The sequence below is a fragment of the Streptomyces sp. BBFR51 genome, from assembly GCF_044591655.1.
Lineage (GTDB): Bacteria > Actinomycetota > Actinomycetes > Streptomycetales > Streptomycetaceae > Streptomyces.
Genome location: NZ_CP172448.1, coordinates 7,868,993 through 7,893,373 on the forward strand (window position 1 = coordinate 7,868,993; position 24,381 = coordinate 7,893,373).

21 protein-coding genes are annotated in these 24,381 nt (G+C 72.0%); 8 read left to right on the forward strand and 13 right to left on the reverse strand.

The window, feature by feature from the left end:
* Positions 1-61: 61 nt before the first annotated feature.
* The 3 genes from ACGH7X_RS35710 to ACGH7X_RS35720 form a co-directional block, all read right to left on the reverse strand.
* Positions 62-1,435: a trypsin-like serine protease gene (locus ACGH7X_RS35710; RefSeq protein WP_399893598.1), complete on the reverse strand. Its 1,374-nt coding sequence runs from the start codon at positions 1,433-1,435 to the stop codon at positions 62-64.
* A gap of 196 nt (positions 1,436-1,631) precedes the next feature.
* Positions 1,632-3,293: an alkaline phosphatase D family protein gene (locus ACGH7X_RS35715; RefSeq protein ID WP_399893601.1), complete on the reverse strand. Its 1,662-nt coding sequence runs from the start codon at positions 3,291-3,293 to the stop codon at positions 1,632-1,634.
* Positions 3,294-3,447: 154 nt separating this feature from the next.
* Entirely contained in the window at positions 3,448-4,254 is an 807-nt protein-coding gene (locus ACGH7X_RS35720; protein WP_399893603.1) for a class I SAM-dependent DNA methyltransferase, read from the reverse strand.
* A gap of 222 nt (positions 4,255-4,476) precedes the next feature.
* On the opposite strand from ACGH7X_RS35720, the gene ACGH7X_RS35725 reads away from it, so the two are divergent.
* From ACGH7X_RS35725 to ACGH7X_RS35735, 3 genes are all read left to right on the forward strand, one after another.
* Positions 4,477-5,157, forward strand: a complete 681-nt coding sequence (locus ACGH7X_RS35725) for a transcriptional regulator (RefSeq protein ID WP_399893606.1) — start codon at positions 4,477-4,479, stop codon at positions 5,155-5,157.
* An 8-nt stretch (positions 5,158-5,165) separates the two neighbouring features.
* The gene (locus tag ACGH7X_RS35730) at positions 5,166-6,143 is read left to right on the forward strand and encodes a threonine/serine dehydratase (protein ID WP_399893608.1); all 978 of its coding nucleotides are present in this window, start codon (positions 5,166-5,168) and stop codon (positions 6,141-6,143) included.
* Positions 6,144-6,222: 79 nt separating this feature from the next.
* On the forward strand, positions 6,223-6,582 hold the full coding sequence (locus tag ACGH7X_RS35735; RefSeq protein ID WP_399893611.1) for a cupin domain-containing protein: 360 nt from the start codon (positions 6,223-6,225) through the stop codon (positions 6,580-6,582).
* Between the two features lie 7 nt (positions 6,583-6,589).
* On the opposite strand, the gene ACGH7X_RS35740 is transcribed toward ACGH7X_RS35735, so the two are convergent.
* The 10 genes from ACGH7X_RS35740 to rhaI all read right to left on the reverse strand — a co-directional run bounded on the left by ACGH7X_RS35740 (position 6,590) and on the right by rhaI (position 19,009).
* Complete coding sequence (locus ACGH7X_RS35740; protein WP_399893614.1) at positions 6,590-7,951, reverse strand: VWA domain-containing protein; 1,362 nt, start codon at positions 7,949-7,951, stop codon at positions 6,590-6,592.
* On the reverse strand, positions 7,948-8,805 hold the full coding sequence (locus tag ACGH7X_RS35745; RefSeq protein ID WP_399893616.1) for an AAA family ATPase: 858 nt from the start codon (positions 8,803-8,805) through the stop codon (positions 7,948-7,950). Before ACGH7X_RS35745 ends, ACGH7X_RS35740 begins: the two co-directional genes overlap by 4 nt.
* A 128-nt stretch (positions 8,806-8,933) precedes the next feature.
* Entirely contained in the window at positions 8,934-10,244 is a 1,311-nt protein-coding gene (locus ACGH7X_RS35750; protein ID WP_399893619.1) for an FtsX-like permease family protein, read from the reverse strand.
* 3 nt (positions 10,245-10,247) lie between these two features.
* Complete coding sequence (locus ACGH7X_RS35755) at positions 10,248-11,039, reverse strand: ABC transporter ATP-binding protein (protein ID WP_399897575.1); 792 nt, start codon at positions 11,037-11,039, stop codon at positions 10,248-10,250.
* 181 nt (positions 11,040-11,220) lie between these two features.
* Positions 11,221-11,865: a lactate utilization protein C gene (locus tag ACGH7X_RS35760; RefSeq protein ID WP_399893621.1), complete on the reverse strand. Its 645-nt coding sequence runs from the start codon at positions 11,863-11,865 to the stop codon at positions 11,221-11,223.
* Positions 11,862-13,355, reverse strand: coding sequence for a lactate utilization protein B (locus ACGH7X_RS35765; RefSeq protein WP_399893624.1), 1,494 nt, complete (start codon positions 13,353-13,355; stop codon positions 11,862-11,864). The genes ACGH7X_RS35760 and ACGH7X_RS35765 overlap by 4 nt, the downstream gene beginning before the upstream one ends.
* Positions 13,352-14,107, reverse strand: a complete 756-nt coding sequence (locus ACGH7X_RS35770) for a (Fe-S)-binding protein (protein ID WP_399893627.1) — start codon at positions 14,105-14,107, stop codon at positions 13,352-13,354. The genes ACGH7X_RS35765 and ACGH7X_RS35770 overlap by 4 nt, the downstream gene beginning before the upstream one ends.
* 105 nt (positions 14,108-14,212) lie before the next feature.
* The gene (locus ACGH7X_RS35775; RefSeq protein WP_399893629.1) at positions 14,213-15,667 is read right to left on the reverse strand and encodes a rhamnulokinase family protein; all 1,455 of its coding nucleotides are present in this window, start codon (positions 15,665-15,667) and stop codon (positions 14,213-14,215) included.
* Positions 15,664-17,703, reverse strand: coding sequence for a bifunctional aldolase/short-chain dehydrogenase (locus ACGH7X_RS35780; RefSeq protein ID WP_399893632.1), 2,040 nt, complete (start codon positions 17,701-17,703; stop codon positions 15,664-15,666). Before ACGH7X_RS35780 ends, ACGH7X_RS35775 begins: the two co-directional genes overlap by 4 nt.
* Before the next feature lie 145 nt (positions 17,704-17,848).
* Positions 17,849-19,009, reverse strand: coding sequence for an L-rhamnose isomerase (rhaI, locus tag ACGH7X_RS35785; protein ID WP_399893635.1), 1,161 nt, complete (start codon positions 19,007-19,009; stop codon positions 17,849-17,851).
* 277 nt (positions 19,010-19,286) lie between these two features.
* Here rhaI and ACGH7X_RS35790 point away from each other — a divergent pair, with 277 nt between their 5' ends.
* The 5 genes from ACGH7X_RS35790 to ACGH7X_RS35810 all read left to right on the forward strand — a co-directional run bounded on the left by ACGH7X_RS35790 (position 19,287) and on the right by ACGH7X_RS35810 (position 24,371).
* Positions 19,287-20,804, forward strand: coding sequence for a sugar ABC transporter ATP-binding protein (locus ACGH7X_RS35790; protein ID WP_399893638.1), 1,518 nt, complete (start codon positions 19,287-19,289; stop codon positions 20,802-20,804).
* The gene (locus ACGH7X_RS35795; RefSeq protein WP_399893641.1) at positions 20,801-21,841 is read left to right on the forward strand and encodes an ABC transporter permease; all 1,041 of its coding nucleotides are present in this window, start codon (positions 20,801-20,803) and stop codon (positions 21,839-21,841) included. Before ACGH7X_RS35790 ends, ACGH7X_RS35795 begins: the two co-directional genes overlap by 4 nt.
* On the forward strand, positions 21,834-22,865 hold the full coding sequence (locus ACGH7X_RS35800; protein ID WP_399893644.1) for an ABC transporter permease: 1,032 nt from the start codon (positions 21,834-21,836) through the stop codon (positions 22,863-22,865). The genes ACGH7X_RS35795 and ACGH7X_RS35800 overlap by 8 nt, the downstream gene beginning before the upstream one ends.
* A gap of 40 nt (positions 22,866-22,905) precedes the next feature.
* Entirely contained in the window at positions 22,906-23,988 is a 1,083-nt protein-coding gene (rhaS, locus tag ACGH7X_RS35805; protein WP_399893647.1) for a rhamnose ABC transporter substrate-binding protein, read from the forward strand.
* 62 nt (positions 23,989-24,050) lie between these two features.
* Positions 24,051-24,371 carry an L-rhamnose mutarotase gene (locus tag ACGH7X_RS35810; RefSeq protein ID WP_399893649.1) on the forward strand — a complete coding sequence of 107 codons (321 nt, stop codon included), beginning with the start codon at positions 24,051-24,053 and terminating at the stop codon, positions 24,369-24,371.
* Positions 24,372-24,381: the final 10 nt, after the last annotated feature.

Sequence of the window (24,381 nt, forward strand, 5' to 3'; positions counted from 1 at the left end):
GGGGCCGCGTCGAGCGGCCCCGCGCCGTACGTCCGCACCCGGGCGGCCGTCCGTCCGCCCGTCAGACCCGCTGCCACAGGGCCGGCGTGCTCGCCGGCGACCCGACGCCCTGCGCCTGGTGGCTCTGCAGACACCGGTAGCGCGCGCCGTCGTAGGACACGGTGGTGCCGACCTCGTAGACGCGGCCCGCGGCCCACGCGTCCGCCGCCGCGTTGTCCTGCGGAGCGGGAGTCTGCTCCGCGGCTGAGGTGGTCTTCAGGGTGAGGCCGAAGTCGCTGAGCAGCGGATTGATCGGCTGGTAGAAGGTGGTCCCGCCGTTCGTGCAGTCGCCGGAGCCGCCGGACGTGGTGCCCTGCGCCTGGGTCCCGGAGACGAACGGCCCGCCGGAGTCGCCGGGTTCGGCGCACACCGTCGTCTCGGTGAGCCCGTCGACGGTGCCCTCCGGGTAGGTGACACTCGTGTCGTGCTGCTGGACCGTGCCGCAGTGCCACCCCGTGGTCGAGCCGGAACGGCACACCGAGGCACCCACGAGCGCTTCCACCGACCCGGCGATCTGGATCTTCTCGCCGTCCTGCGCCTTCACGTCCGGCGTGGCGGTCCAGTCCGAGTTGACGCCCACCCAGGCCATGTCCTTGCCGGGGAAGGTGGAGGCCTGGAAGGTGCCCTGGTCGGCCTCGTTGAACCCGGTGGTGGTGGCGCCCGGGTCGCCGCAGTGCCCGGCCGTGGCGAAGCCCTCCTGGTCGTCCTTGGTGACGGAGAAGCCGATGGAGCAGCGGGCCTGGTCGTTGATGTAGTAGGCGTCACCGCCCACGAGGTCCTCCAGCACCCGCGGCTGGTCCGGCGAGACACGGACGCCCACACCCTGGCCGGTCACCCGGGCCGCCTCCAGGAAGGCGGTCGCGGCCGACTCGCTGGTGGCCTGGACCGTGACCCGGTTGGTCCTCACGTCGACGTACCAGACCGGCGTCTGCCGGGTCCGGGTACGGACGGCGGCGGCGTCCAGCTTCTCCTTGACCGCGCGCAGTTCGGCCAGGTTCTTGCCGACGACGGCCGCCTTGGCGCCCTGGGCCTCGATGGCGGCGGTGTCCGCGGAGTCGGTGGTGGCGACGGTCAGCTCGGCGGCGGTCGCGCCGTCGACCCAGGCCCCCGCGAAGCGGTCGCCCAGCGTGTTGCGCAGCATGCCCGCGCGGGTGCCCGCCTCCGCCTCGTTGACCAGCCGGGCCGCCGCCTGCTTCGGCGTCAGCCCCAGGTCGCGCTCCATCGCGCGCAGCATCCGCGCCGGCGGAGCACCGGTGCCGGTGGTCCGGGCGGCGGGCTGCGGCCCGGGGGCGGGCGGCGGGGCGGCCGACGCGGCCGAGGGGAGTGCGGTCAGGACCAGGGCGCCGAGCGCGGTCAGGGCTGCGCGGCGGCTGCGCGCGGCATGTCTGCCGACCATGCGATGTGCCTCCTTCGAGGGCTGTACGAGACAGCGGGGATCAGTGGGTGACCGTGGGACACGGTGTGAGTGCGACGAAGTCACAGGCCTTGCCGGAAAGATCCGCGGCGATGCGGGAGGCCCGCCTCTTTCCCGCGATGGGGGACGCCTTGGGCGGCAAGTGCAGTACGCGGGCGTACAGCCGCGTGTTCCGGGATCAGGCGGGTTTCAGTCCCGGTTCGCCCGCCTCGGTGACGAAGGACGCGGCCGTGGTGACGGCGGCGCCGGGCGTGCTGATGGCGGGGACCGTCCGGAAGTCGAGGTGGGTCGCCAGGCGGCCGAGTTCGGCCCGGACGTAGCCGCGGTTGCCGTTGTAGAACTTCATGTGCGGGTTGGCCCGCAGGTACAGGTCCCAGTTGGCGGGCTGCGCCACGCCGTCCCGGCCGCTGGCCACCGAGGTGCAGGTGACCTCGGTGGCGACGGTGGCGGACGCCGGGTCGTCGAAGTCCTCCTTGACGTCGAGGGCGTAGCCCACGTGCACGTCGCCGGTGAGGATCAGCCAGTTGTCGACGCCGGCGGCCTTCGCTCCGGCGACGACCCGGTCGCGCGAGGCGCGATAGCCGTCCCAGGCGTCCATCGAGAGCGCGGCGTCGGCCGTCACGTCGAACTTGCGCTGGGAGAAGCAGACCTGCTGGGGCATCACGTTCCACAGCGCGGTCGAGCCCTTCCAGCCGTCCAGCAGCCACTGCTCCTGCGCGGCGCCGGTGATGGTGCGCGCCGGATCGTCCGACTCGGCTCCGGGAGCGTGCGGCCGGTCGTCGTAGGCCTGGTCGGAGCGGTACTGGCGGGTGTCGAGGATGTCGAACTGCGCGAGCGTGCCCCAGTGCAGCCGGCGGTACAGCCGCGCGTCGGGACCCTGCGGCAGCTGGGCGGCGCGCAGCGGCTGGTTCTCCCAGAACGCGCGGTAGGCGGCGGCCCGGCGCAGCAGGAACTCCTCCGGCGGGATGTCGTTCTCCGGGATGCCGCCGGCGTAGTTGTTCTCGGTCTCGTGGTCGTCCCAGGCGACGACGAACGGGTGCGCGGCATGCGCGGCCCGCAGGTCGTCGTCGGCCTTGTAGAGCGAGTAGCGCAGCCGGTAGTCCGCGAGGGTCATCGTCTCGCGGTTGAACACGTCGGGCAGCGTGATGTCGGTGTAACGGCGCTCCCCGCCCTCCGAGTTGACCGCGTACTCGTACAGGTAGTCGCCGAGGTGGAACACCACGTCGACGTCGTCCTGGGCGACATGGCGCAGCACGGTGTAGTAGCCGTCCATGTAGGCCTGGCAGGCGACCGCCGCGAGCTTCAGCGACGAGGTGGCGCTGCCCGCCGCGGGCGCGGTGCGGGTGCGGCCCGCGGGGCTGAGCCAGGCGCCGGCGCGGAAGCGGTAGTAGTAGACCGTCCCGGGTGTCAGGCCCTTCACGTCGACGTGCACGCTGTGCGCGTACTCGGCGTGGGCGTCGGCGGTGCCCCGGAACAGGACGGCCGCGAAGTGCTCGTCGAGAGCCATCTCCCACTCGACCGCGACCCGCTCCGTGCCCATCCCGCCGTCCTCGAGGAACGGCTCGGGCGCCAGCCTGGTCCACAGCAGCACCGAGTCCGGCAGCGGATCGCCGGAGGCGACGCCCAGGGTGAAGGGGTCCTTGCTGATCCGTGCGGCGCGTTCGGGGGCGGCGACCGCGCCGCGGGCCGGCAGGTTGGTGGAGAAGGCGAGCGCGGCGGCGGCCGCGGTCACCGTGAGGAAGCGCCGGCGGCCGAGGTGCCGGGCGGCGGCGCCCATCACGGCGTCGTGCGGGGAGAAGGCGTGCTCGGCCAGTGCGCTGGGACGGCCCGTGGGCGCCATCTGGTGTCCTCTCGTACGGGGCGTGGCTGTCCGTACCGGGGACCTGTCGCGCGACGGCGTGGCCCCCGGATGCGCGGACCCCGCATGTTAAGCAGACAAAACGCCTGAAACGGGCAGGGCTTGCGGAGTGATCACACAGGAGGAGGTACGCGGCCTACGGCAGCGGCGGCAGCGGCGATCGGCTGACCCGGATCTTGGACTGGCCGTGCGGCCGCTTCTCCCAATCCTCCATGAACCGCGCGTGCAGACCGTGCTGGGCGGCCAGCGTGAGCAGGGTGTCCGTCCGGTAGTAGAAGTCCTCGCGCAGCACCTGGTGCTCGGTGCCCTCCGTGCGGTCGAAGGTGAAGTCGAAGAACCCGGTGTCGGTCAGGACGCGGCCGACGTGCCGGAGGCACTCGTCGACGACGCTCAGCGGCGAGTGCGAGAAGACGCTGTGGGCGTGGACGACGTCGAAGTGGTCGTCGGGCAGGAACTCCAGCCGGAGGTCCCCGGTGATGGTCAGGTGGGGCAGCTTGGCCTGGAGGCCGCGCTCGGTCAGGGTCTTCTTGGCGGCGATCAGGATGTCCGGCGAGATGTCGATGCCGTAGTAGTGACCGGCGTCGAGGTGGTCGATGAACCGCCAGCCGCCGCGCAGGTTGCCGCAGCCGATGTCGAGCATGCGGTGCCCGGGGCGCAGCCCGTGCTCGATCAGGTAGTCGAACTGCATCCGGCCGAGCGCCAGCCAGCGGTCGTGGGTCCGGCTGCCGACCGCGGCCTGCGGGTCGCGCCGGGTGTCGGAGGCCATCACCGCCCGGTAGTAGCCGACGTGGTCGGGGTGCTTGATCCGCAGCCACGCGTCCCGGCCCGCCCGGCGGACGTAGGGGCCGACGCGCTCGGGATGGCGCAGTGCGTACCCGACCTTGTGCGTGAGCGCGGCGCGGTTGTCGCGCAGCTTCTTCGGGGACTTGGCGTCCTTGGGCATGACGGAACGACCTCCGTACGAGGGTCTCGGACAGTGAGGGGTGCCGGGAAGGGTGCCAGACCCGGCGCCGCGAAAAAAGGACCGCGAGGAGGGTGAGGGTGGGGGGCGGAGGCGAGGGCGAGGGTGAGAACGGGAAGCCCTGCGCGGCCAAGCGTTGGACTGCCAGTCTAGGCTCTGGACGTGTAGTCTTGTCCTCCCTGGAGTCCGAGCAAGGAGCCCCTGATGAGCGAACCGGCGCCGGAGGCCGAACGCGACGCCGTCCTCGCCGCGCTGCGCCCCGTGGTCGAGGGCATCGCCGCGACGTTCGGGCCGGTCTGCGAGGCGGTGCTGCACGACTACCGGCACCCCGAGCACTCGGTCGTGGCCGTCGCAGGATCGGTCACCGGACGGACGGTGGGCGGGGCCATGAGCGAGATCGGCATGCGCGTACTGGCCCGCGGCGACGAGGCGCGCGACGAGCTGAACTACGTCACACGCACGGCCGAAGGCACGCTGCTGAAGTCCTCCACCATGGTGCTGCGCGACTCCACGGGCGCCGTGTTCGGTGCCCTGTGCGTCAACCTGGACGTCACCGCGGTCGACCGGGCCCACGCCCTGCTCGGCGCCCTCGCCGGGACCGCCGGCATCCCCGTCGAGCCGCCGGCCACCACCTTCGGCGACGACATCGACGCGGTGGTCGACGCCATCGTGGACGCCCATCCGCTGCGCCGGGACACCAGCTGGGCGGCGCTGGACCGGGACCGGCGCCTGGAGCTGTTCCGCGACCTGGACGCACGCGGCGTGTTCGCCGTCCGCCGCTCGGTCGAGCACGTCGCGGCCCGGCTCGGCATCTCCCGCGCCTCCGCCTACCACTACCTCTCCCAGGCCCGCGCCGTGCCCGGCCCGGCCGCCGACACCCCCTGAGGACACCCGTGACGACCACCACCCCGCCGGTCACCCTCGACGACGTCCGTTCCGCCGCCGCCCGGATCAAGGGTGTCGCGCACCGCACCCCGGTGCTCCGCTCGCGCACCCTGGACGCCCTCGTCGGCGCCGAGGTCCACCTCAAGTGCGAGAACCAGCAGCGGGTCGGCGCCTTCAAGTTCCGCGGCGCCTACAACGCGGCCTCCCGCCTCACTCCTCGGCAGCTGGCCCGCGGCATCGCCGCCTACTCCTCCGGCAACCACGCCCAGGCCGTCGCCCTGGCCGCCCGCGAACTGGGCACCACGGCCGTGATCGTCATGCCCGAGGACGCGCCGCCCTCCAAACGGGACGCCACCGCCGGCTACGGCGCCGAGATCGTCACCTACGACCGCTACACCGGCGACCGCGTCGCCGTCGCCGAGGCCCTGGCCGCCGAACGCGGGCTGACCCTGATCCCGCCCTACGAGCACCCGCACGTCATCGCCGGGCAGGGCACCGCCGCCCTCGAACTCCTCGAGGACACCGGTCCGCTGGACGCGCTGATCGCACCGGTCGGCGGCGGCGGACTGATCGCCGGCAGCGCCACCGCGGTCAAGGGCCTGCACCCCGGCACCCGGGTGATCGGCGTCGAACCCGAGGCCGGTGACGACACCCGGCGCTCCCTCGCGGCCGGCCGGCGGGTCACCGTCCCGGTCCCGCGCACCATCGCCGACGGCCAGGCCCTGCCCACCCCCGGCGAGCTGACGTTCTCCCTCAACCGGCGGCTGCTCGACGGCATCGTGCTGGTCTCGGACGACGAGATCCGGGACGCCATGCGGTTCGCCTTCGAACGGCTGAAGACCGTCCTGGAACCGAGCGGCGCCACCCCGCTGGCCGCCCTCCTGAGCGGCCGGATCGACGCCCCGCCCCGCCGGATCGGCGTGATCCTCTCCGGCGGCAACGTGGACGCCGCGCGCTTCGCGGAACTCTGCGGCGCACCCCCCTGACCACCCGCGTCCCCCGGATGGCGCCGCCGAGTTGACAGGCGGACGATGGAGTGGTGGGGCCAGGGAAAGGAGAAGCGTCATGTTGCAGGCAAAGACGCTCGACAAGCCCGACGAGCGGCGCGATTTCCCCCGCGGGCACATCGAGGCCGTACACATGGAAGGACTCGACTTCGCCGTCGCCACCTTCGAACCGGGCTGGCGCTGGTCGGAGTCCGTGGCGCCGATCGCCGGCACCGACAGCTGCATGATCCACCACAACTGCTACGTGGTCGAGGGACGCATGCACGTCCGCATGGACGACGGCGCCGAGAGCGAGGTGGGCCCCGGCGACGTCTTCGTCTGCTCGCCCGGCCACGACGCCTGGGTCGTCGGCGACGGACCGTGCGTCGTGTACGACTTCGCCGGTGACATGGCGAAGCAGTACGCCAAGGCCGACTAGCGTCTCGTCACACCGGCAGCAGCCGGGTCACCAGCGCGCCGAGTTGGCGGACGTCGCGGCACTCGTGCATCTCCACCAGCTCGGCGTACACGGGCGCGGCCGAGTCACCCGTGCCCCAGCGGGAGCGCTGCTCCGGGTTCAGCCAGTACACGCGCCGGGAGCGCCCGGCGATCTGCCGCAGGGCGGCGAGGTTCGGGTCGCTCATGTTCGTACGGGCGTCGCCCAGCACGAAGACGGTGGTGCGCGGGCCGACCGCGTCGCCGTAGCGCTCCGCGAACTCGCCCAGCGCGACGCCGTAGTCGCTGCTGCCGTGCCAGCCCGTCAGCCGCGCCTCGGCACCGATACGGGTGCCCAGCCCCTCCGGGTCGGCGGCGCCGTGCACGAGCAGGCCGCTCACCTCGTCGATCCGGTTGACGAAGGCGAACACCCGCACCTTGGTGAACTGCTCGTGCAGCGCCTGCACCAGCAGCATGGTGAAGTCCGAGAACCCCGCCACCGACCCCGACACGTCGCACAGCAGCACCAGCTCGGGCCGCACGGGACGGCGTCGGCGCAGCACCGGCTTCATCGGCACCCCGCCCGTCGACAGCGAGCCGCGCAGCGTGCGCCGCAGATCGATGCTCCCGCGGGAGGCCCGGCGCCGGCGCGCCGCGAGGCGGGTGGCGAGCTTGCGGGCCAGCGGCTGCACCGTCCGGCGCAGCTCGGCCAGCTGCGCCTTGCCGGCCAGCAGGAAGTCGACGCGGTCGGGCGTCGGGGCCACCGCCCTGCGCGCGACCTCGTCCCGGCCCCGCCGTTCGGCGACCCGGCGCCGCGCCTCCGCCGCCACCATCCGCCGGAACGCCTCGATACGGCCCCGGATCTCGTCCTCCAGCAGCCGGTCGGTGAACCCCGGAGCGCCGCCCCGGGCCCGCACGCCGTCGCGGACCCGGGCCATCAGCGTCTGCGGACGGAGCCGGTCCAGGGTCTGGTGCGCGGACCAGCCGTCCGAGCCGGCGGAGGAGCCGTAGGAACCGAACCCGTCCACCGCCTCCCCGGCCAGTCGCGCCAGCAGCGTCCGGTCGTCGTCGGCGAGCGCGGCGGCCAGCCGGTCGCGCAGCTCCTCCCGGTCGGCCGCCCCCGGCTCCGGGCCGCCGACCCCGCGTGGAAAGTACAGGTCGAAGACCGGGTCGAACACCTGCCGCTGTCCCGCCGAGTGCAGCAGCGTCGCCGCCAGGCCCTCCCGCAGCAGCTCCCGGTCCGCGAGACCGAGCGCCTCCACCGCCCGCGCCGCGTCCACGCTCTCTCCGGTGCCGATCCGGACGCCGTGCGCCCGCAGCGCCGCGACCAGCGACGTCAGCCGCTCGGCCAGGCCCGCCCCGGTGGTGGTCACAGCGCGTCCAGGTCGAGCTTGGCCGCCGCCTTCAGTACGTCGTCCTGGTGCTTGAGGACGACGCCGAGGGTGTCCCGCACGACGGTCTCCTCCAGGGTGTCCGCGCCGAGCGCCAGCAGGGTGCGGGCCCAGTCGATCGTCTCGGCGACCGAGGGCACCTTGCGCAGGTCCATCGCGCGCAGGGCGCCCACCACCCGCACCAGTGAGGCGGCGAGGGCCTCGTCGAGTCCGGGCACCTTCAGCCGCACGATCCGCCGCTCCAGCTCCTCCTCGGGAAACCCGATGTGCAGGAACAGGCAGCGCCGGCGCAGCGCCTCCGAGAGCTCACGGCTCGCGTTGGAGGTGAGGACGACGAAGGGACGGCGGGTCGCGCTGATCGTGCCCAGCTCCGGGACGGTCACCTGGAAGTCGCTGAGCACCTCCAGGAGCAGCCCCTCGACCTCCACGTCCGCCTTGTCGGTCTCGTCGATCAGCAGCACCTTGGGGTCGTCCCCGCGGATCGCGGTCAGCAGCGGTCGGGTGAGCAGGAACTCCTCGCCGAAGATGTCCGTCCGGGCCTCGTCCCAGCTCTCGTCGCGGCCCGCGCTGATCCGCAGCAGCTGCTTGGCGTGGTTCCACTCGTACAGCGCCCGGGACTCGTCCACGCCCTCGTAGCACTGGAGCCGCACCAGCCGCGCGTCCGCGACCCGCGCGACCGCCTTGGCCAGTTCGGTCTTGCCCACCCCGGCCGGGCCCTCCACCAGCAGCGGCTTGCCGAGGCGGTCGGCGAGGAAGACGGTCGTGGCGACCGCCGGGGACGCCAGATAGCCGGTCTCGGCCAGTCGCGCGGAGACGTCGTCGACGGAAGTGAACACCGGGGGCCTCCAGCTCGGGCAGCAGCGCTTACCCGCCCTATCCAAGCGCTTGTTCACCGCCGCTGTCACGCGAACGGCGCAAGGGAGGGACGACCGTCACAACGGCCGTCCCTCCCCCTGCCGTCCGCTCACGCGGCCAGCGTCACCGCCCCGACCGCCGGCGTGCGCAGCACCCGCCGGGCCGTCCCGAGGCTCGTCCCCAGCGTCACCGCCGCCGTCACCGACACCATCGTGAGCCACACACCGAGGAACTGGTCCGGCAGCACCGCGTCCGTACGGACCACGGTGAACGGCACCACACCGGCCAGCGCGGCCACCGTGCCGAAGAACACCCCCGTGACCGTGAGGATCACGCTCTCGACGCCGACCACGCCCAGCACCTGCCCGGGCGTCGCCCCCGCCAGCCGCTGCTGACCGAACTCACGCGAGCGGTAGGTCGTCGCCGCGTACAGCGAGTTGACCAGCATCACACAGACGAACACCGCGATGATGCCGACCACCGTGAGGTTGAGCGTCTCCAGGTTCTTGGCGTCGACCGACTTGACCAGACCCGAGGCCTTCACCGCGTCGCTCTCCACCGCCTGCATCGTGACCGTCACCGTCGACACCGCCGTGAACAGGATCAACGACACCAGGATCCCGGCCAGATGACTCGCCCGCTCACGCAGGTTGCGCACCGCCAGCCAGCCGCTCGCGCCGCTCAGCGGCAGCCGGTTCAGCACACCCTTCAGCAGTCCCGGCGACAGCAGCGCGAAACCGACCGACAGCAGGATCGCCCCGTAGGCGGGCGCCGCCATCAGCGCGTCGTCCGTCGCGGAGAACAGGAAGGTGGAGCAGGAGCCCGCGGCACCGGTGGCCAGCGCGGCGTAGGCCACGAAACGCTTCGCCCCGGCCCGCTCCCGGCTGCCCCGCGTCACCCGGCGCACCGCCAGGAACGCGGCGCCCGCCGAGGCCAGCAGCGTGATGTCCACGCCACTCAGCAGCGCGATCGGGCCGAAGGAGTAGTCGACGGACTCCGCCACCTGGCCGCTGTCCTGGAACATCGCCAGCAGCGCCCGTCCACCGAGCATCGCCGGGCCGATCGCCAGCGCCGCGCCCACCAGGGCCACCGCCAACGCCTCGCCCACGACCATCCGCTTGATCTGCGCCGGGGTCGCCCCCGAGCAGCGCAGCAACTCCAGCTCGGCGGTGCGCTGCCGGACGTTGACCGTCAGCGTCGAGGCCACCGCGAAGAACACCAGCAGCGTCCCGTAACCGCCGACGACCCCCGCCGCCAGGCCCAGCGTCCCCGAGCTGACCGGGTCGACGCCGTCCTGCCCGGCCGTGTCGTGCATCGAGTTGAACGTCATGACGACGGCCGCCCCCAGGAAGGCGGACAGCAGCGTCGCGAGGAACCGTCCGGGGCGCCGCCGGATCGACCGAAGAGCCAGTACGAACATCGCTCACACCCCCGCCGGCACGTCGTCGCCCAGGTGCGCGAGCCGCTCCGCGACCGCGTCCGGCGACGGCGCGTCCATCCGCCCCGCCAGCCGGCCGTCGGCGAGGAAGACGACCGAGTCGGCGTACGAGGCGGCGACCGGGTCGTGCGTCACCATCACCACCGTCCGCCCATGCACCCGCACCGCCTCCTGGAGCAGCAGCATCACCTGCCGCGCGCTGCGTGTGTCCAGCGCGCCCGTCGGCTCGTCCGCGAAGATCACCCTCGGTTCGGTGACCAGGGCCCGGGCGATCGCCACCCGCTGCCGCTGACCGCCGGAGAGCTGGTCGGGACGGTGGCCGAGCCGGTCCCCGAGGCCGACCGTGGTCAGGATCTCCCGGGCACGCCGGCGGTCCACGCGCCGCCCCGCGAGCTTGAGCGGCAGCACCGTGTTCTGGGCGACCGTCAGCGTCTCCAGCAGGTTGTACTGCTGGAAGACGAACCCGACCCGGCCGCGCCGGAACTTCGTCAGCTCCGCCTCACCGCCACCGGTCAGCTCCTTGCCGTCCACGCAGACGACGCCGCTGTCCGGCCGGTCCAGGCCCGCCGCGCACTGCAGCAGCGTGGACTTGCCCGAGCCCGACGGCCCCATCACCGCGGTGAACGTGCCGCGCCCCAGGCTCAGCGTCACGCCGTCCAGGGCGGTCACGGCGTTCTCCGCCGAGCCGTAGGTCCGGGTCACCTTGACCAGCCGGAGGGCCTCGGGGGCGGGGCCCGGGTCGTGGTCGCCGCGTGCGCCGGAGCGGAACATCGTCATCACCTTCCGTGCGGCCACGCCCTGTGCGGAGCCTCGTCGAAGACGCTACGGAGCGCGGGGCCGCGTGACACTGGGTGCAGAACCCGTATCGGGGGGTGTACTCAGCGACACCCCCGGGCGGCATGCGTCACGATGATCGCCATGACGGACGGAACAGCGTGGCTCGCCGAAGCGCAGTGACTCACCCCGCGACCAGCACCACCTCCAGGGTGCGCGGACCGTGCACCCCCTCGACCCGGTCCAGCTCGATGTCACTGGTCGCCGACGGACCGGAGATCCACGTCAACGGGCGGGCCGGGTCGAGGCGTTCGAGGGCCTGCGGGACGGAGGAGACCACCTGGTCGGGCACCCGTACGACGCAGATGTGGTGGTCGGGGACGAGGGTGATGCGGCGCCGGCCCTGATCGGGGGAGCCGTCCAGGACGATCGTCCCGGTCTCGGCGACGGCGACGGCACAGCCGGTGACCACGCTGTCGACCCGGTCGAGTTCCGGGGCCGTACTCGCCGCCAGGTCCTGGACGAGGGTCGCGTCGACGGACTCCAGCCACGCCGTCGGCAGCCCCGGGGGAACCACCACGCTCCCCGCACCGCGCGCGGACAGGAGACGGGCGAGCAACTCGGGCACCTGCCCGTCCGCGCACCGGTGCACGATCGCCCGGTAGTCCGCCAGGTTCTCCGCGAGCAGCTCCACCGTCTCGGCGACCGTCCGTCGCCCGTGCTCGCGCAGATAGTCCCGCGCGACCGCCTCCTCGTACGGCGTGTCGTCACCCGGCACGTCCGCAAGCGCCCGCCGGACCCGGCCCAGGATGCGTTCCCTGCTGCTCACTTCGCTCCGCCCTTCCCACCGCGCGTGCGCTGCCACCAGTCCCGGAACGGCTCCGCGGGCACCGCCGGAAGATCCCGGCTGCCGCTCCACGCCCGGCCAGGGCCTGGCAGCGTGCGCGGGTGCAGGCGGCGGGTGCGCGACGCCAGCCGCTGGCCGGTCCGCAGCGCGCCCGGGTGCGTGAACGCCCACTGCGCCGCCCGCATCGCCGCCCGCTCGGCGGCGTGTCCCTTCGCCGGCTTCAGGACGACCCGGTTGCCGTGCCGGACGGCCGGCCCGCCCTGCACCACCCGCTCCCGCAGGTGCACCAGCACCTCGGGGATGTCGATGGCGACCGGGCACACCTCGTAGCAGGCGCCGCACAGCGAGGACGCGTACGGCAGGGAGGCGTCGATGTCGCTGCCCGTGCCCCGCAGCTGAGGGCTCAGGATCGCGCCGATCGGGCCCGGGTACACCGAGCCGTAGGCGTGTCCGCCGGCCCGCTCGTACACCGGGCAGACGTTCAGGCAGGCCGAGCAGCGGATGCAGCGCAGCGCCTGACGGCCGACCTCGTCGGCGAGCGTGTCGGTGCGGCCGTTGTCCAGCAGCACCAGATGGAAGTTGCGCGGACCGTCCTCGTCGGTGGTGCCGGTCCACATGGACGTGTACGGGTTCATGCGCTCGGCGGTCGAGGAGCGGGGGAGGGTCTGGAGGAAGACCTCCAGGTCCTGCCATCTCGGCACGATCTTCTCGATCCCCACGACCGAGATCAGCGTCTCGGGCAGGGTCAGGCACATCCGGCCGTTGCCCTCGGACTCCACGACCACCAGCGTGCCGGTCTCCGCCACCACGAAGTTGGCGCCCGAGACGCCGACCTTGGCCCGCAGGAACTTCTCCCGCAGGTGCAGCCGGGCCGCCTCGGCGAGTTCCGCGGGAGTGTCGGGCAGGTCCTCGGGCGCGGGACGGCCCCACTCGCTCATCTCGGCGCGGAAGATGTCGCGGATCTCGCCGCGGTTGCGGTGGATGGCCGGCACCAGGATGTGCGAGGGCCGGTCCTTGCCCAACTGCACGATCAGCTCGGCGAGATCGGTCTCGTAGGCGTGGATGCCCCGGGCCTCCAGCGCCTCGTTGAGAGCGATCTCCTGCGTCGCCATCGACTTGACCTTGACGACCTCGCGCTCGCCCGTGTCACCGCCGTCGGCCTCCTCGACCAGCCGGGCGACGATCTCGTTGGCCTCGTCCGCGTCGGCGGCCCAGTGCACGGTCCCGCCGGCCGCCGTGACCGCCTCCTCCACCTGCACCAGATACCGGTCGAGATGGCGCAGCGTGTGGTCCTTGATCTGCTTCCCGGCCTCGCGCAGCGCCGCCCAGTCGTCCAGCTCCGCCACCGCGCGGGCCCGCTTGTCCCGGATGGTGTGCGTGGCGTGGCGCAGATTGCCGCGCAGCGTCGCGTTGCCCACCGCCTCCCGCGCCGCCTCGGGAAAGGCGGGCATCCCCAGATACGTCCCGCTCATACGGCCGCCGCCTCCTCCGTGCCCGCCAGGATCTCCGCGATGTGCACCGGCCGCATGCCCGAGCGCAGCCGTGTCATGGTTCCGCCGATGTGCATCAGACAGGAGTTGTCGGCCGCGCACAGCACCTCCGCGCCCGTGGACTCGGCGTTGCGCACCTTGTCCGCGCCCATCGCCGCCGACACGTCGGAGTTCTTCACGGCGAAGGTGCCGCCGAAGCCGCAGCACTCCTCGGCACCGGGCAACTCCACCAGCTCCAGCCCCTTGACCGCCTCGAGGAGCCGCCGGGGCCTGTCGCCCAGACCCAGACTCCGCAGTCCGTGGCAGGTCGGGTGGTACGTCACCGTGTGCGGGTAGTACGCCCCCACGTCCGTCACGCCCAGCACGTCCACCAGGAACTCCGTCAGCTCGTACGTCTTGGGCACCACCGGCGCCAGCGTGGCCGCGAGCGCGTCCCCGCGCCCCTCGGCCCGCGCCCGCTCGCCCATCCGCGGATACAACTCCCGCACCATGGCGCCGCACGAGCCCGAGGGCGTGACGACCGCGTCGTAGTCGGCGAAGACGTCGGCGAAGTGCCGGGCCAGCGGCTCGGCCTCGTGCCGGTAGCCGGTGTTGTAGTGCGCCTGCCCACAACAGGTCTGGGCCATCGGGAAGTCGACCTCGACACCCAGTCTGGTGAGCAGCTTCACCACGGCACGGCCGGTGTCCGGATACAGCGTGTCGTTGACGCAGGTCAGGAACAGAGCGACACGCATCGCGGCTCCTCGTGTTCGATGGGTTCTATGGGTTCTATGGGTTCGATCATCGGATGAATGATGAATGCAGGGTAGTCGCCGGGACGGGCGCGGGGGAGACCCGGTTCACCGGTCGGCGAGTCGGGCCTCGGCCGCCCGCCAGCGGGCCGTGCCGCCGCGCGGCTGGTACCGGGTCAACGACTGGGTGTGCGTCAGCAGTCGGCGCATCCCGGTCAGGTCGCCGACCAGCCCGTCGGCGCGGGCCTGCACCAGGACGTTGCCGAGCGCGGCGGCCTCCGTCGGGCCCGCCACCACCGGCAGCCCGCAGGCGTCGGCGGTCAGCTGGCACAGCAGGGCGTTGCGGGTGCCCCCGCCCACGACGTGCACGACGTCCACCGGGTGCCCGGCCAGCCGCTGGGCGTCCTGGACGGCCCTGCGGTGGGCCAGCGCCAGCGAGTCGAGGATGCAGCGGGTCACCTCGGCGGGCGCCCGGGGCACCGGCTGCCCCGAGGCACGGCACGCCTCGGCGATCCGCTCCGGCATCCGGCCCGGCGCGAGGAACGCCGCGTCACCCGCGTCCACCACCGACCGAAGCGCCGGCACCCGGGCCGCCTCGAGCAGCAGCGCGCCCAGATCGGCCTCGCCCCAGGCACGTACGCACTCCTGGAGCAGCCACAGCCCCATGATGTTGCGCAGATAGCGGACCGTGCCGTCCAGGCCGAGTTCGTTGGTGAAGTTGGCGGCCCGGCTCTCCTCCGTCAGCACCGGAGCGGTCAGTTCGAGGCCGGCCAGCGACCAGGTGCCGGTGCAGATGTACGCGAACCGCTCGTTGGAGGCCGGTACGGCGGCCACCGCGGAGGCCGTGTCGTGCGAACCGACCGCCGTCACCGGCACCGGTCCCGCCAGGCCCGTCTCCTCCAGCACCTCCGGCCGCAGCAGCCCCGCCGGGTCGCCGGGCCGGCGCAGCGGCGCGAACAGGCCGAGGTCGATCCCCAGCCGGGCCGCGACCTCGCGGGACCAGTCGCGGGTGCGGGGGTCGATCAGCTGGGTGGTGGAGGCGTTGGTCAGCTCCGTGCCCTGCTCGCCGGTCAGCCAGTAGGTCAGCAGGTCGGGGACCAGCAACAGCCGCCGGGCGGCGGCGAACTGGGCCGTGCCGCGGGCGGCGACGAGCTGGTACAGGGTGTTGAAGGGCGCGTGCTGCAACCCGGTCGCCCCGTACAGCTCCGCGGCGGGCAGCGTGGCCCACACCTTCTCCGCGACGCCCTGGGTGCGGGCGTCGCGGTAGTGCACGGGGTTGCCGAGCAGCGCCCCGTCCGCGTCCAGCAGGCCATGGTCCACAGCCCAGCTGTCGACGCCGACCGAGTCCACCTGGCCGGCCGCGCGCAGTCCGTCCAGCACGCCGGCGTACAGCGCGAGGATGTCCCAGCGCAGCCCGTCGGGCGTACGGATGGGCCGGTTGGCGAACCGGTGCGCCTCGGTCAGCTCCAGCCGGTCGGGGTCGACGCGGCCGACCATGACACGCCCGCTGGACGCGCCGAGGTCGACCGCGGCGTACGCCTTGACGCCCACGGCACCGCTCATCGCAGGAACGCGGCGGCGACGCCGGCGTCGACCGGGACGTGCAGGCCGGTGGTGTGGGTCAGGTCGCCGCCGGTCAGCGCGAACACGGCGTTCGCGACGTGCTCGGGCAGCACCTCGCGCTTGAGCAGGGTGCGCTGCGCGTAGAACTCGCCCAGCTTCTCCTCCGGAACCCCGTACACCGCCGCGCGCTTGGCGCCCCAGCCGCCCGCGAAGATCCCGGAACCGCGCACCACGCCATCGGGGTTGACCCCGTTGACACGGATGCCGTGCTCGCCCAGCTCGGCGGCGAGGAGACGCACCTGGTGCGCCTGGTCGGCCTTGGTGGCGGAGTAGGCGATGTTGTTCGAGCCCGCGAACACGGCGTTCTTCGACGCGATGTAGACGATGTCGCCGCCCAGTTCCTGCGCCGTCATCACCCGGGCCGCCTCGCGCGAGACGAGGAAGGAGCCCCGGGCCATGATGTCGTGCTGGAGGTCCCAGTCCTTGGCCGTGGTCTCGAGCAGCGGCTTGGAGATGGAGATCCCCGCGTTGTTGACCACCAGGTCGACCCCGCCGAAGGCGAGCACGGCCGACTTGAACGCCTCGGCGATCTGCTCCTCGGAGGTGACGTCGACACGCACGGCGACGGCCTTGTCGTCCCCGCCCAGCTCCTCGGCGACTGCCGCCGCGTTCTCGGCGTTCAGGTCGGCGACGACGACGCACGCGCCCTCGGCGGCCAGCCGCCGCGCGATCGCCTTCCCGATCCCGCTGCCCGCGCCGGTCACGAGGGCGACACGCGTGGCCAGCGGCTTGGGCCTCGGCATCCGCTGGAGCTTGGCCTCCTCCAGCGCCCAGTACTCGATGCGGAACTTCTCCGACTCCTCGATCGGCGCGTAGGACGACACCGCCTCCGCCCCGCGCATCACGTTGATCGCGTTGACGTAGAACTCGCCGGCCACCCGGGCGGTCTGCTTGTCCTTGCCGAAGCTGAACATGCCCACGCCCGGTACCAGCACGATCGCCGGGTCGGCGCCGCGCATCGCGGGGGAGTCGGGCTCGGCGTGCCGCTCGTAGTAGGCGGCGTACTCCTCGCGGTAGGCGGCGTGCAGCTCCTTCAGCCGGGCGACGGCCTCGGCCGGCGGGGCGGCCGGCGCCACGTCGAGGACCAGCGGCCGGACCTTGGTGCGCAGGAAGTGGTCGGGGCAGGAGGTACCGAGCGCGGCGAGCCGCGGGTGCTCGGCGCGGGCGAGGAAGTCCAGCACCACGTCCGCGTCGGTGAAGTGCCCGACCTGCGGCCGGTCCTGGGAGGCCAGGCCACGGACGTACGGCGCCAGTGCCGCCGCCCGCTCCCGCCGCTCGGCCTCGGGCAGCGCCACGTACCCGTCGACGACCGGTCCGAACGGCTCGGCCTTCCCCCGTTCGGCGAGGAAGGCCTCCGCGGTGCGGATGATGTGCAGCGAGTTGCGCTCGCACTCCTCGGAGGTGTCGCCCCACGCGGTGATGCCGTGCCCGCCGAGCACGCATCCGATCGCCTGCGGGTTGGCCTCCTTGACGGCCGCGATGTCCAGCCCCAGCTGGAAACCGGGCCGCCGCCACGGCACCCACACCACGGTGTCGCCGAAGCACTCGGCGGTCAGCTTCTCGCCGTCCGCCGCGCAGGCCAGCGCGATCCCCGAGTCCGGGTGGAGGTGGTCGACGTGGGCTGCCTCGACGAGCCCGTGCATCGCCGTGTCGATCGAGGGCGCGGCGCCGCCCTTGCCGTGCAGGCAGTAGTCGAAGGCGGCGACCATCTCGTCCTCGCGCTCCACGCCCGGGTAGACGCCCTTGAGCGCCCGCATCCGGTCCAGCCGCAGCACGGCGAGCCCCGCCTCGGTGAGCGTCCCGAGATCCCCACCGGACCCCTTGACCCACATCAGCTCCACATCACCCCCGGTGACGGGATCGGTCTCGGTGCCCTTCGCCGACGCGTTGCCGCCGGCGTAGTTGGTGTTGCGCGCATCGGCGCCGAGCCGATGGGAACGGGCGAGCAGGGCCGCGGCTTCAGGGTGAGATGTCATGACGGTGCCTTTTCGATCGAGGGGTGGTGACGCGCCCTGCAAGGGGCGCGGGGCTGCATCTGTGTGCGGCTCCGCCGCGCGGGCGCGACCAGCCACAACGGGCCCGCAGTCCGCGAACAACACAAACCCGGCAGACGCCTACGGACTAGGCTCCCCACCCCGCCTGCTCGCCACCAACCCGCTCGGCAACGACCTTCTCGCCCCAACCGGACGCCCGGTACGCCTTCATCGGCTCGGGGTCCAACCCCGACTCCTCCCGCACCTCCCGAAGCAGCGGCCGCACGTCCGTGTTGTACGCGTCCATCAGCACGGCGTTCGCCTCGAGCACATCCCCCGAGCCCTGCGCGGCGGCCAGCGCCGCCGCGTCGACCAGCAGCGCCTTCGCGGTGGCCTCCTGCACGTTCATCACCGACCGGACGATGGCCGGAATCTTCGCCTCGATGTTGTGGCACTGGTCGAGCATGAACGCCACGTCGGAGGTGAACCCGCCCCCGCGCACCACCTCGTACATGATCCGGAACAACTGGAACGGATCGGCCGCACCGACCATCAGGTCGTCGTCCGCGTAGAACCGCGAGTTGAAGTCGAACCCGCCGAGCTTCCCCTCGCGCAGCAGCGTCGCCACGATGAACTCGATGTTCGTGCCCGGCGCGTGGTGCCCCGTGTCCACCACGACCTGCGCCTTCTCGCCCAGCTTCAGGCAGTGGGCGTACGCCGTGCCCCAGTCCGGCACGTCCGTCGTGTAGAACGCCGGCTCGAAGAGCTTGTACTCGAGGAGCATCCGCTGTCCCTCGCCGAGCCGCTCGTACACCTCGGCAAGACCCTCGGCCAGCCGGTCCTGCCGGGACCTGATGTCGTCCTGCCCGGGGTAGTTCGTGCCGTCGGCGAACCACAGCTTCAGGTCACGGGAACCCGTGGCGTCCATGATGTCGACGCACTCCAGCAGGTGGTCGACCGCCTTCCGGCGCACCGCGGCGTCGGGATGGCAGATGCTGCCGAGCTTGTAGTCGTCGTCCTGGAAGGTGTTGGAGTTGATCGCGCCGATCCGGACACCCCGGTCCTCGGCGTGCCGCCCCAGCGCGGCGTAGTCCTCGACCCTGTCCCAGGGGATGTGCAGGGCGACCGTCGGGGCCACGCCGGTGAACTCGTGGACCTTCGCGGCGTCGTCCAGCTTCTCGAACGGATCGCGCGGCACACCGGCTTGGGCGAAGACCTTGAACCGGGTGCCGGAGTTCCCGTACGCCCACGACGGCGTCTCGACTGCCTGGGTCTTGAGCGCGGCCTTCACCGCGGCGAGCTCGGTCACTTCGGCGCTCCTGTGACATCGGGTCGTGGCCAGCGTGTAGCACGACCATGTGTGAAACGATTCAGAACGCGAAGTTATGAGCCGCCAGGTGAGGTGTCAACCCTTCTGGCCGACCAGGCTCTCCGTGACTCGGTCGTGACCTTCGACTATCGAAAGTTTTTCGACCCGGAACCATTGACGTGACATACCCTCGCTGCCTAACGTCCCCGGCAACCAAGTTGAAACCTTTCACGACGCCGTGAGGGCCGTCCCGCCCGGTGTCGTCGAGGAGCCCCCAATGACCCACCCGTCCGACACGGGTACGGCCCCGGTTCTGGCGCTCAGGGACGTCTCCAAATCCTTCGGCGCCGTCCGCGCGCTGCGGGACGTCTCCCTGGAGCTGTTCCCCGGCGAGGTGCACGCCCTCGCCGGCGAGAACGGCGCCGGAAAGTCCACCCTCATCAAGACGCTCGCCGGAGTGCACCGCCCTGACGCCGGCCAGGTGCTGCTCGACGGTGCGCCGGTCGTCTTCCACGGGCCCGGCGACGCCCGCGACGCCGGTATCGCCGTGATCTACCAGGAGCCCACGCTCTTCCCGGACCTGTCGATCGCCGAGAACATCTTCATGGGCCGTCAGCCCCGGCGCGCGCTGGGCCGCATCGACCACCGGGCGACCCACGACGCCACCGCCGAGCTGATGCGGCGCCTCGGGGTCGAGCTGGACCCGGACCGGCCCGCGCGCGGTCTGTCCATCGCGGACCAGCAGATCGTGGAGATCGCCAAGGCACTCTCCTTCGACGCCCGCGTCCTGATCATGGACGAGCCGACCGCGGCCCTCACCGGCAGCGAGGTCGCCCGCCTCTTCGGCGTCGTACGCACCCTGCGGGAACAGGGCGCGGCCGTCCTGTTCATCTCCCACCGCCTGGAGGAGATCTTCCGCATCTGCAAGCGGGTCACCACCCTGCGCGACGGGGCCCGGATCGCCGGCGAGCCGCTGGAGGGCATGACCGAGGACGACCTGGTGCGCCGCATGGTGGGCCGCGACCTGGACGAGTTGTACCCCAAGCAGGAGGTCACCCCGGGCGAGAAGGCCCTCAGCGTGCGCCGGCTGACCCGCGAGGGCGTCTTCACCGACGTCTCCTTCGAGGTCCGCCGGGGCGAGATCGTCGCCCTCGCCGGACTGGTCGGCGCCGGACGCACCGAGGTCGCCCGCGCCGTCTTCGGCGTCGACCGCTGGGACGCGGGGGAGGTGGAGGTCGACGGCAGGCCGCTCGTCAACGGCGCCCCCTCCACGGCGATGGCCGCCGGGCTCGCCCTCGTCCCGGAGGACCGCCGCGCCCAGGGCCTCGTGATGGACATGTCCATCGAGCGCAACATCGGCCTCACCGGGCTGCGTACCACCGTGAAGGCCGGACTCATGGACCGCGGCGCCGAACGCAGCCGCTCCCTGGACTGGGCCGTCAAGCTCCAGGTGAAGTACGCCCGCATCGCCGACACCGTCGCCACCCTGTCCGGCGGCAACCAGCAGAAGGTCGTCCTCGCCAAGTGGCTGGCCACCGGCCCCAAGGTGCTGATCGTCGACGAGCCGACCCGGGGGATCGACGTCGGCACCAAGGCCGAGGTGCACCGGCTGCTGAGCGAGCTGGCCGCCGACGGCGTGGCCGTCCTGATGATCTCCTCCGACCTGCCGGAGGTCCTCGGCATGGCCGACCGCGTCCTGGTGATGCACGAGGGCCGCCTGACCGCCGAGATCCCCCGTACCGACGCCACCGAGGAGACCGTGATGGCCGCAGCCACGGGGAGGGCCGCCGCATGACGGTCACCGCACCCGACCAGGCCCCCGTGGCCGACGTGCCCAAGGCCGGCGCCACCCGGCTGGTGGACCGCATCTTCAAGATGCGCGAACTGGCCATCCTGCTCGTCTTCCTGGTGATGATCGCCATCACCCAGGCGGGCAACAGCGAGTTCCTGTCCGAGCAGGGCATCAAGGACCTGCTGCTGAACGCGACCATCCTGATCCTGGTCGCCACCGGCCAGTCCCTGGTCGTCATCACCCGCAACGTCGACCTGTCCGTCGGCTCCACCCTCGGCATCAGCGCCTTCGCCGCCGGCAGCTACCTCCAGGGCGGCGGCAACCCCGTCGTGGCCGTGCTGCTCGCGGTGCTGATGGGCGTCGGCGCCGGTCTGCTCAACGGTCTGCTGGTCAGCCTCGGCCAGGTGCCCGCCCTGGTGGTCACCCTCGGGACGCTCTACATCATCCGCGGCATCGACTCCATCTGGGTCGGCTCCCGCCAGATCACCGCGGCCGACCTGCCCGGCGGCTTCGTCGACTTCGGCTCCGGCGGACTCTCGGCCGTGCCCTGGCTGGCCATGATCGCCCTCGTGGTCCTCGTCGCCACGGCGTACTACCTCAAGCACTTCGGCAGCGGACGCGAGCTGTACGCGCTCGGCTCCAACCCGGAGGCGGCCCGGCTGGCCGGCATCCCCGTCCGCAAGCGCATCCTCGCCGCGTACACCTTCTGCGGCGCCTTGGCCGGACTCGCCGGCGCCCTCTACCTGGCCCGGTTCGGCAACGTCGACTCCGGTACCGGCAACGGCTACGAACTGACCGTCGTCAGCGCCGTGGTGGTCGGCGGCGTGGTCTTCACCGGCGGCTCCGGCAGCGTCTACGGCGCGGCCCTCGGCGCGCTGCTGCTGACCTCCATCAACAGCGTGCTGCCCGCCCTCGGCGTCAGCTCCGTGTGGGTGCTGGCCATCAACGGCATCCTGCTCATCCTCGCCATCGCCGTCGACCGGATCGTCGCGCTGCGGGTGGCCAACGCCCTGAAGAAGAGGAACGCCCGCCATGGCTGACAGCTCCCTGACGCGCGCCGGCCGCTGGTCCGCCTCGTTGAGGTGGGACGGGGCCGTCGGCGGCCTTCTCGTCGTGGTCCTGCTGCTCTCCTTCGGCTTCGTCGACGGGTTCGGCAACGCCCTCAACCTGTCCTTCCTGATCGGCAACACCCTGCCGATCGCGCTCATCGCCCTGCCGATGACCCTGCTGGTCGTCTCCGGCGAGATCGACCTCTCGGTCGCCTCCACCGCCGGACTGTCCGGCGCGGTGATGGGGGCGCTGTGGAACCAGGGCATGACCATCGAGGTGATCATCCCGATCTGCCTGCTGCTCGGTGTCGTGTGCGGTCTGGTCAACGGCCTCCTGGTCACCCGGCTCGGGCTGCCCTCCCTCGCCGTCACCATCGGCACCATGGCCGCCTACCGGGGCATCGCGCAGATCGTGCTCGGCTCCGACGCGGTGACCGACTTCCCCTCGCAGTACCTGGACTTCGCGGCCGGACGCATCGGCGACACCTTCGTTCCGTACGCCTTCCTGCCGTTCCTCGCGCTGCTGGCCATCGCCGTGATCGCGCTGCACGCCATGCCGTTCGGCCGGTCGCTGTTCGCCATCGGCGCCAGCGAGGAGGCCGCGCGCTTCGCCGGCATCCGGGTCAAGCGGCAGAAGCTGGTCCTGTTCACGCTGACCGGCCTGATGTCCGCGCTCACCGGCATCTTCTGGGCCCTGCACTACGCCAGCGCCCGCTACGACAACGCCACCGGCCTCGAACTCTCCGTGGTCGCCGCCGTGCTGCTGGGCGGCATCGACTTCGACGGCGGAAAGGGCACCCTCGGCGGCGCGATCGCGGGTGTGTTCCTGCTCGGCGCGCTGCAGAACGTCATGAGCCTCGTCAACGTCTCCGCACAGTCGCAGATCGTCGTCACCGGCGTCCTGCTCGTCGTCTCCGTGCTGGGCCCCCGGGTCGCACGGCAGATCTCCGTCGCGCGGGCCGGACGCAGGGCGGCATCGGCGCCCCTGTCCAAGGCGCCCGCGCCGACCCCGTAACCCGTAACCGGCTCTGCCCATCCCCGATAAGGAACCCACCATGCGCAAGTCGACCATCCGCCGCACCTGCGCGGCCCTCGCCGCCGTCACCTCTCTCGCCCTGGCGGCCACCGCCTGCGGCGGCACCACGAAGGAGGACGTCAAGAACGAGGGCGGCTCGGCCGCCGCGGCGGGCAAGGCCGACCCGAACGCCGAGACGAAGAAGGGGCTGACCGTCGGCTTCCTGCCCAAGCAGGTCAACAACCCGTACTTCACCGTCGCAGACAAGGGCGGCGAGAAGGCCCTGAAGGAGCTGGGCTCCAGCTACAAGGAGGTCGGCACCTCCAGCGGCACCGACACCGCGGGCCAGGTCTCCTACGTCAACACGCTCACCCAGCAGCAGGTCGACGCCATCGCCGTCTCCGCGCAGGACCCGGGCGCGCTGTGCACCGCGCTCAAGCAGGCCATGAAGAACGACATCAAGGTCGTCACCTACGACTCGGACACCAACCCCGAGTGCCGCAACGCCTTCATCTCCCAGGCGTCCGCCGACGACATCGGCCGCACCCAGGTGCAGCAGATGGCCGAGCAGATCGGCAACAAGGGCGAGATCGCGATCCTCTCCGCCGCGCAGACCGCGACGAACCAGAACGCCTGGATCGAGATCATGAAGGACGAGCTGAAGGACCCGAAGTACAAGGACATCAAGCTGGTCAAGGTCGCCTACGGTGACGACGACGCCCAGAAGTCGTTCCAGCAGACCCAGGGCCTGCTCCAGGAGTACCCGGACCTGAAGGGGATCATCTCCCCGACCACCGTCGGCATCAAGGCCGCCGCCCAGTACCTGTCCGGCTCCAAGTACAAGGGCAAGGTCAGGCTGAGCGGCCTCGGTACGCCCAACGACATGCGCAAGTACGTCAAGAACGGCACCGTCGAGGCGTTCGAGCTGTGGGACCCGGCCAAGCTCGGCGAACTGGCCGCGCGCACCGCCGTCGCCCTGTCCTCCGGGCAGATCACCGGCAAGGAGGGCGAGACCTTCAAGGCCGGCGGCCTGGGCGAGTACACCATCGGCAAGGACGGCGTGATCAACCTCGGCAAGCCCACCGTCTTCACCGCCGAGAACATCGACCAGTTCAAGTTCTAGTCGCGACTTCTCGGCTTCTCGACTTCTCGAGTTCTCGGCTTCTCGTACGGGAGCGGTACTTCATGCAGCGCGTCTGTTTCCTGCTCAAGGTTCGCCAGGACCGCATCGCGGAGTACCGCGAACGCCACGCCGCCGTGTGGCCGGAGATGTGCGAGGCACTCTCCGCCACCGGCTGGCACAACTACTCGCTCTTCCTGCGGGACGACGGCCTGCTCGTCGGCTACCTGGAGACCGAGGACTTCGCCGCCGCCCAGGCCGGCATGGAGGCCACCGAGGTCAACGCCCGCTGGCAGACGGAGATGGGCCCCCTCTTCGAGTCCCTCGACGGAGCCCGCCCCGACGAGGCGATGAAGCCGCTCACCGAGGTGTTCCACCTCGCCTGAGGGGCTCTTC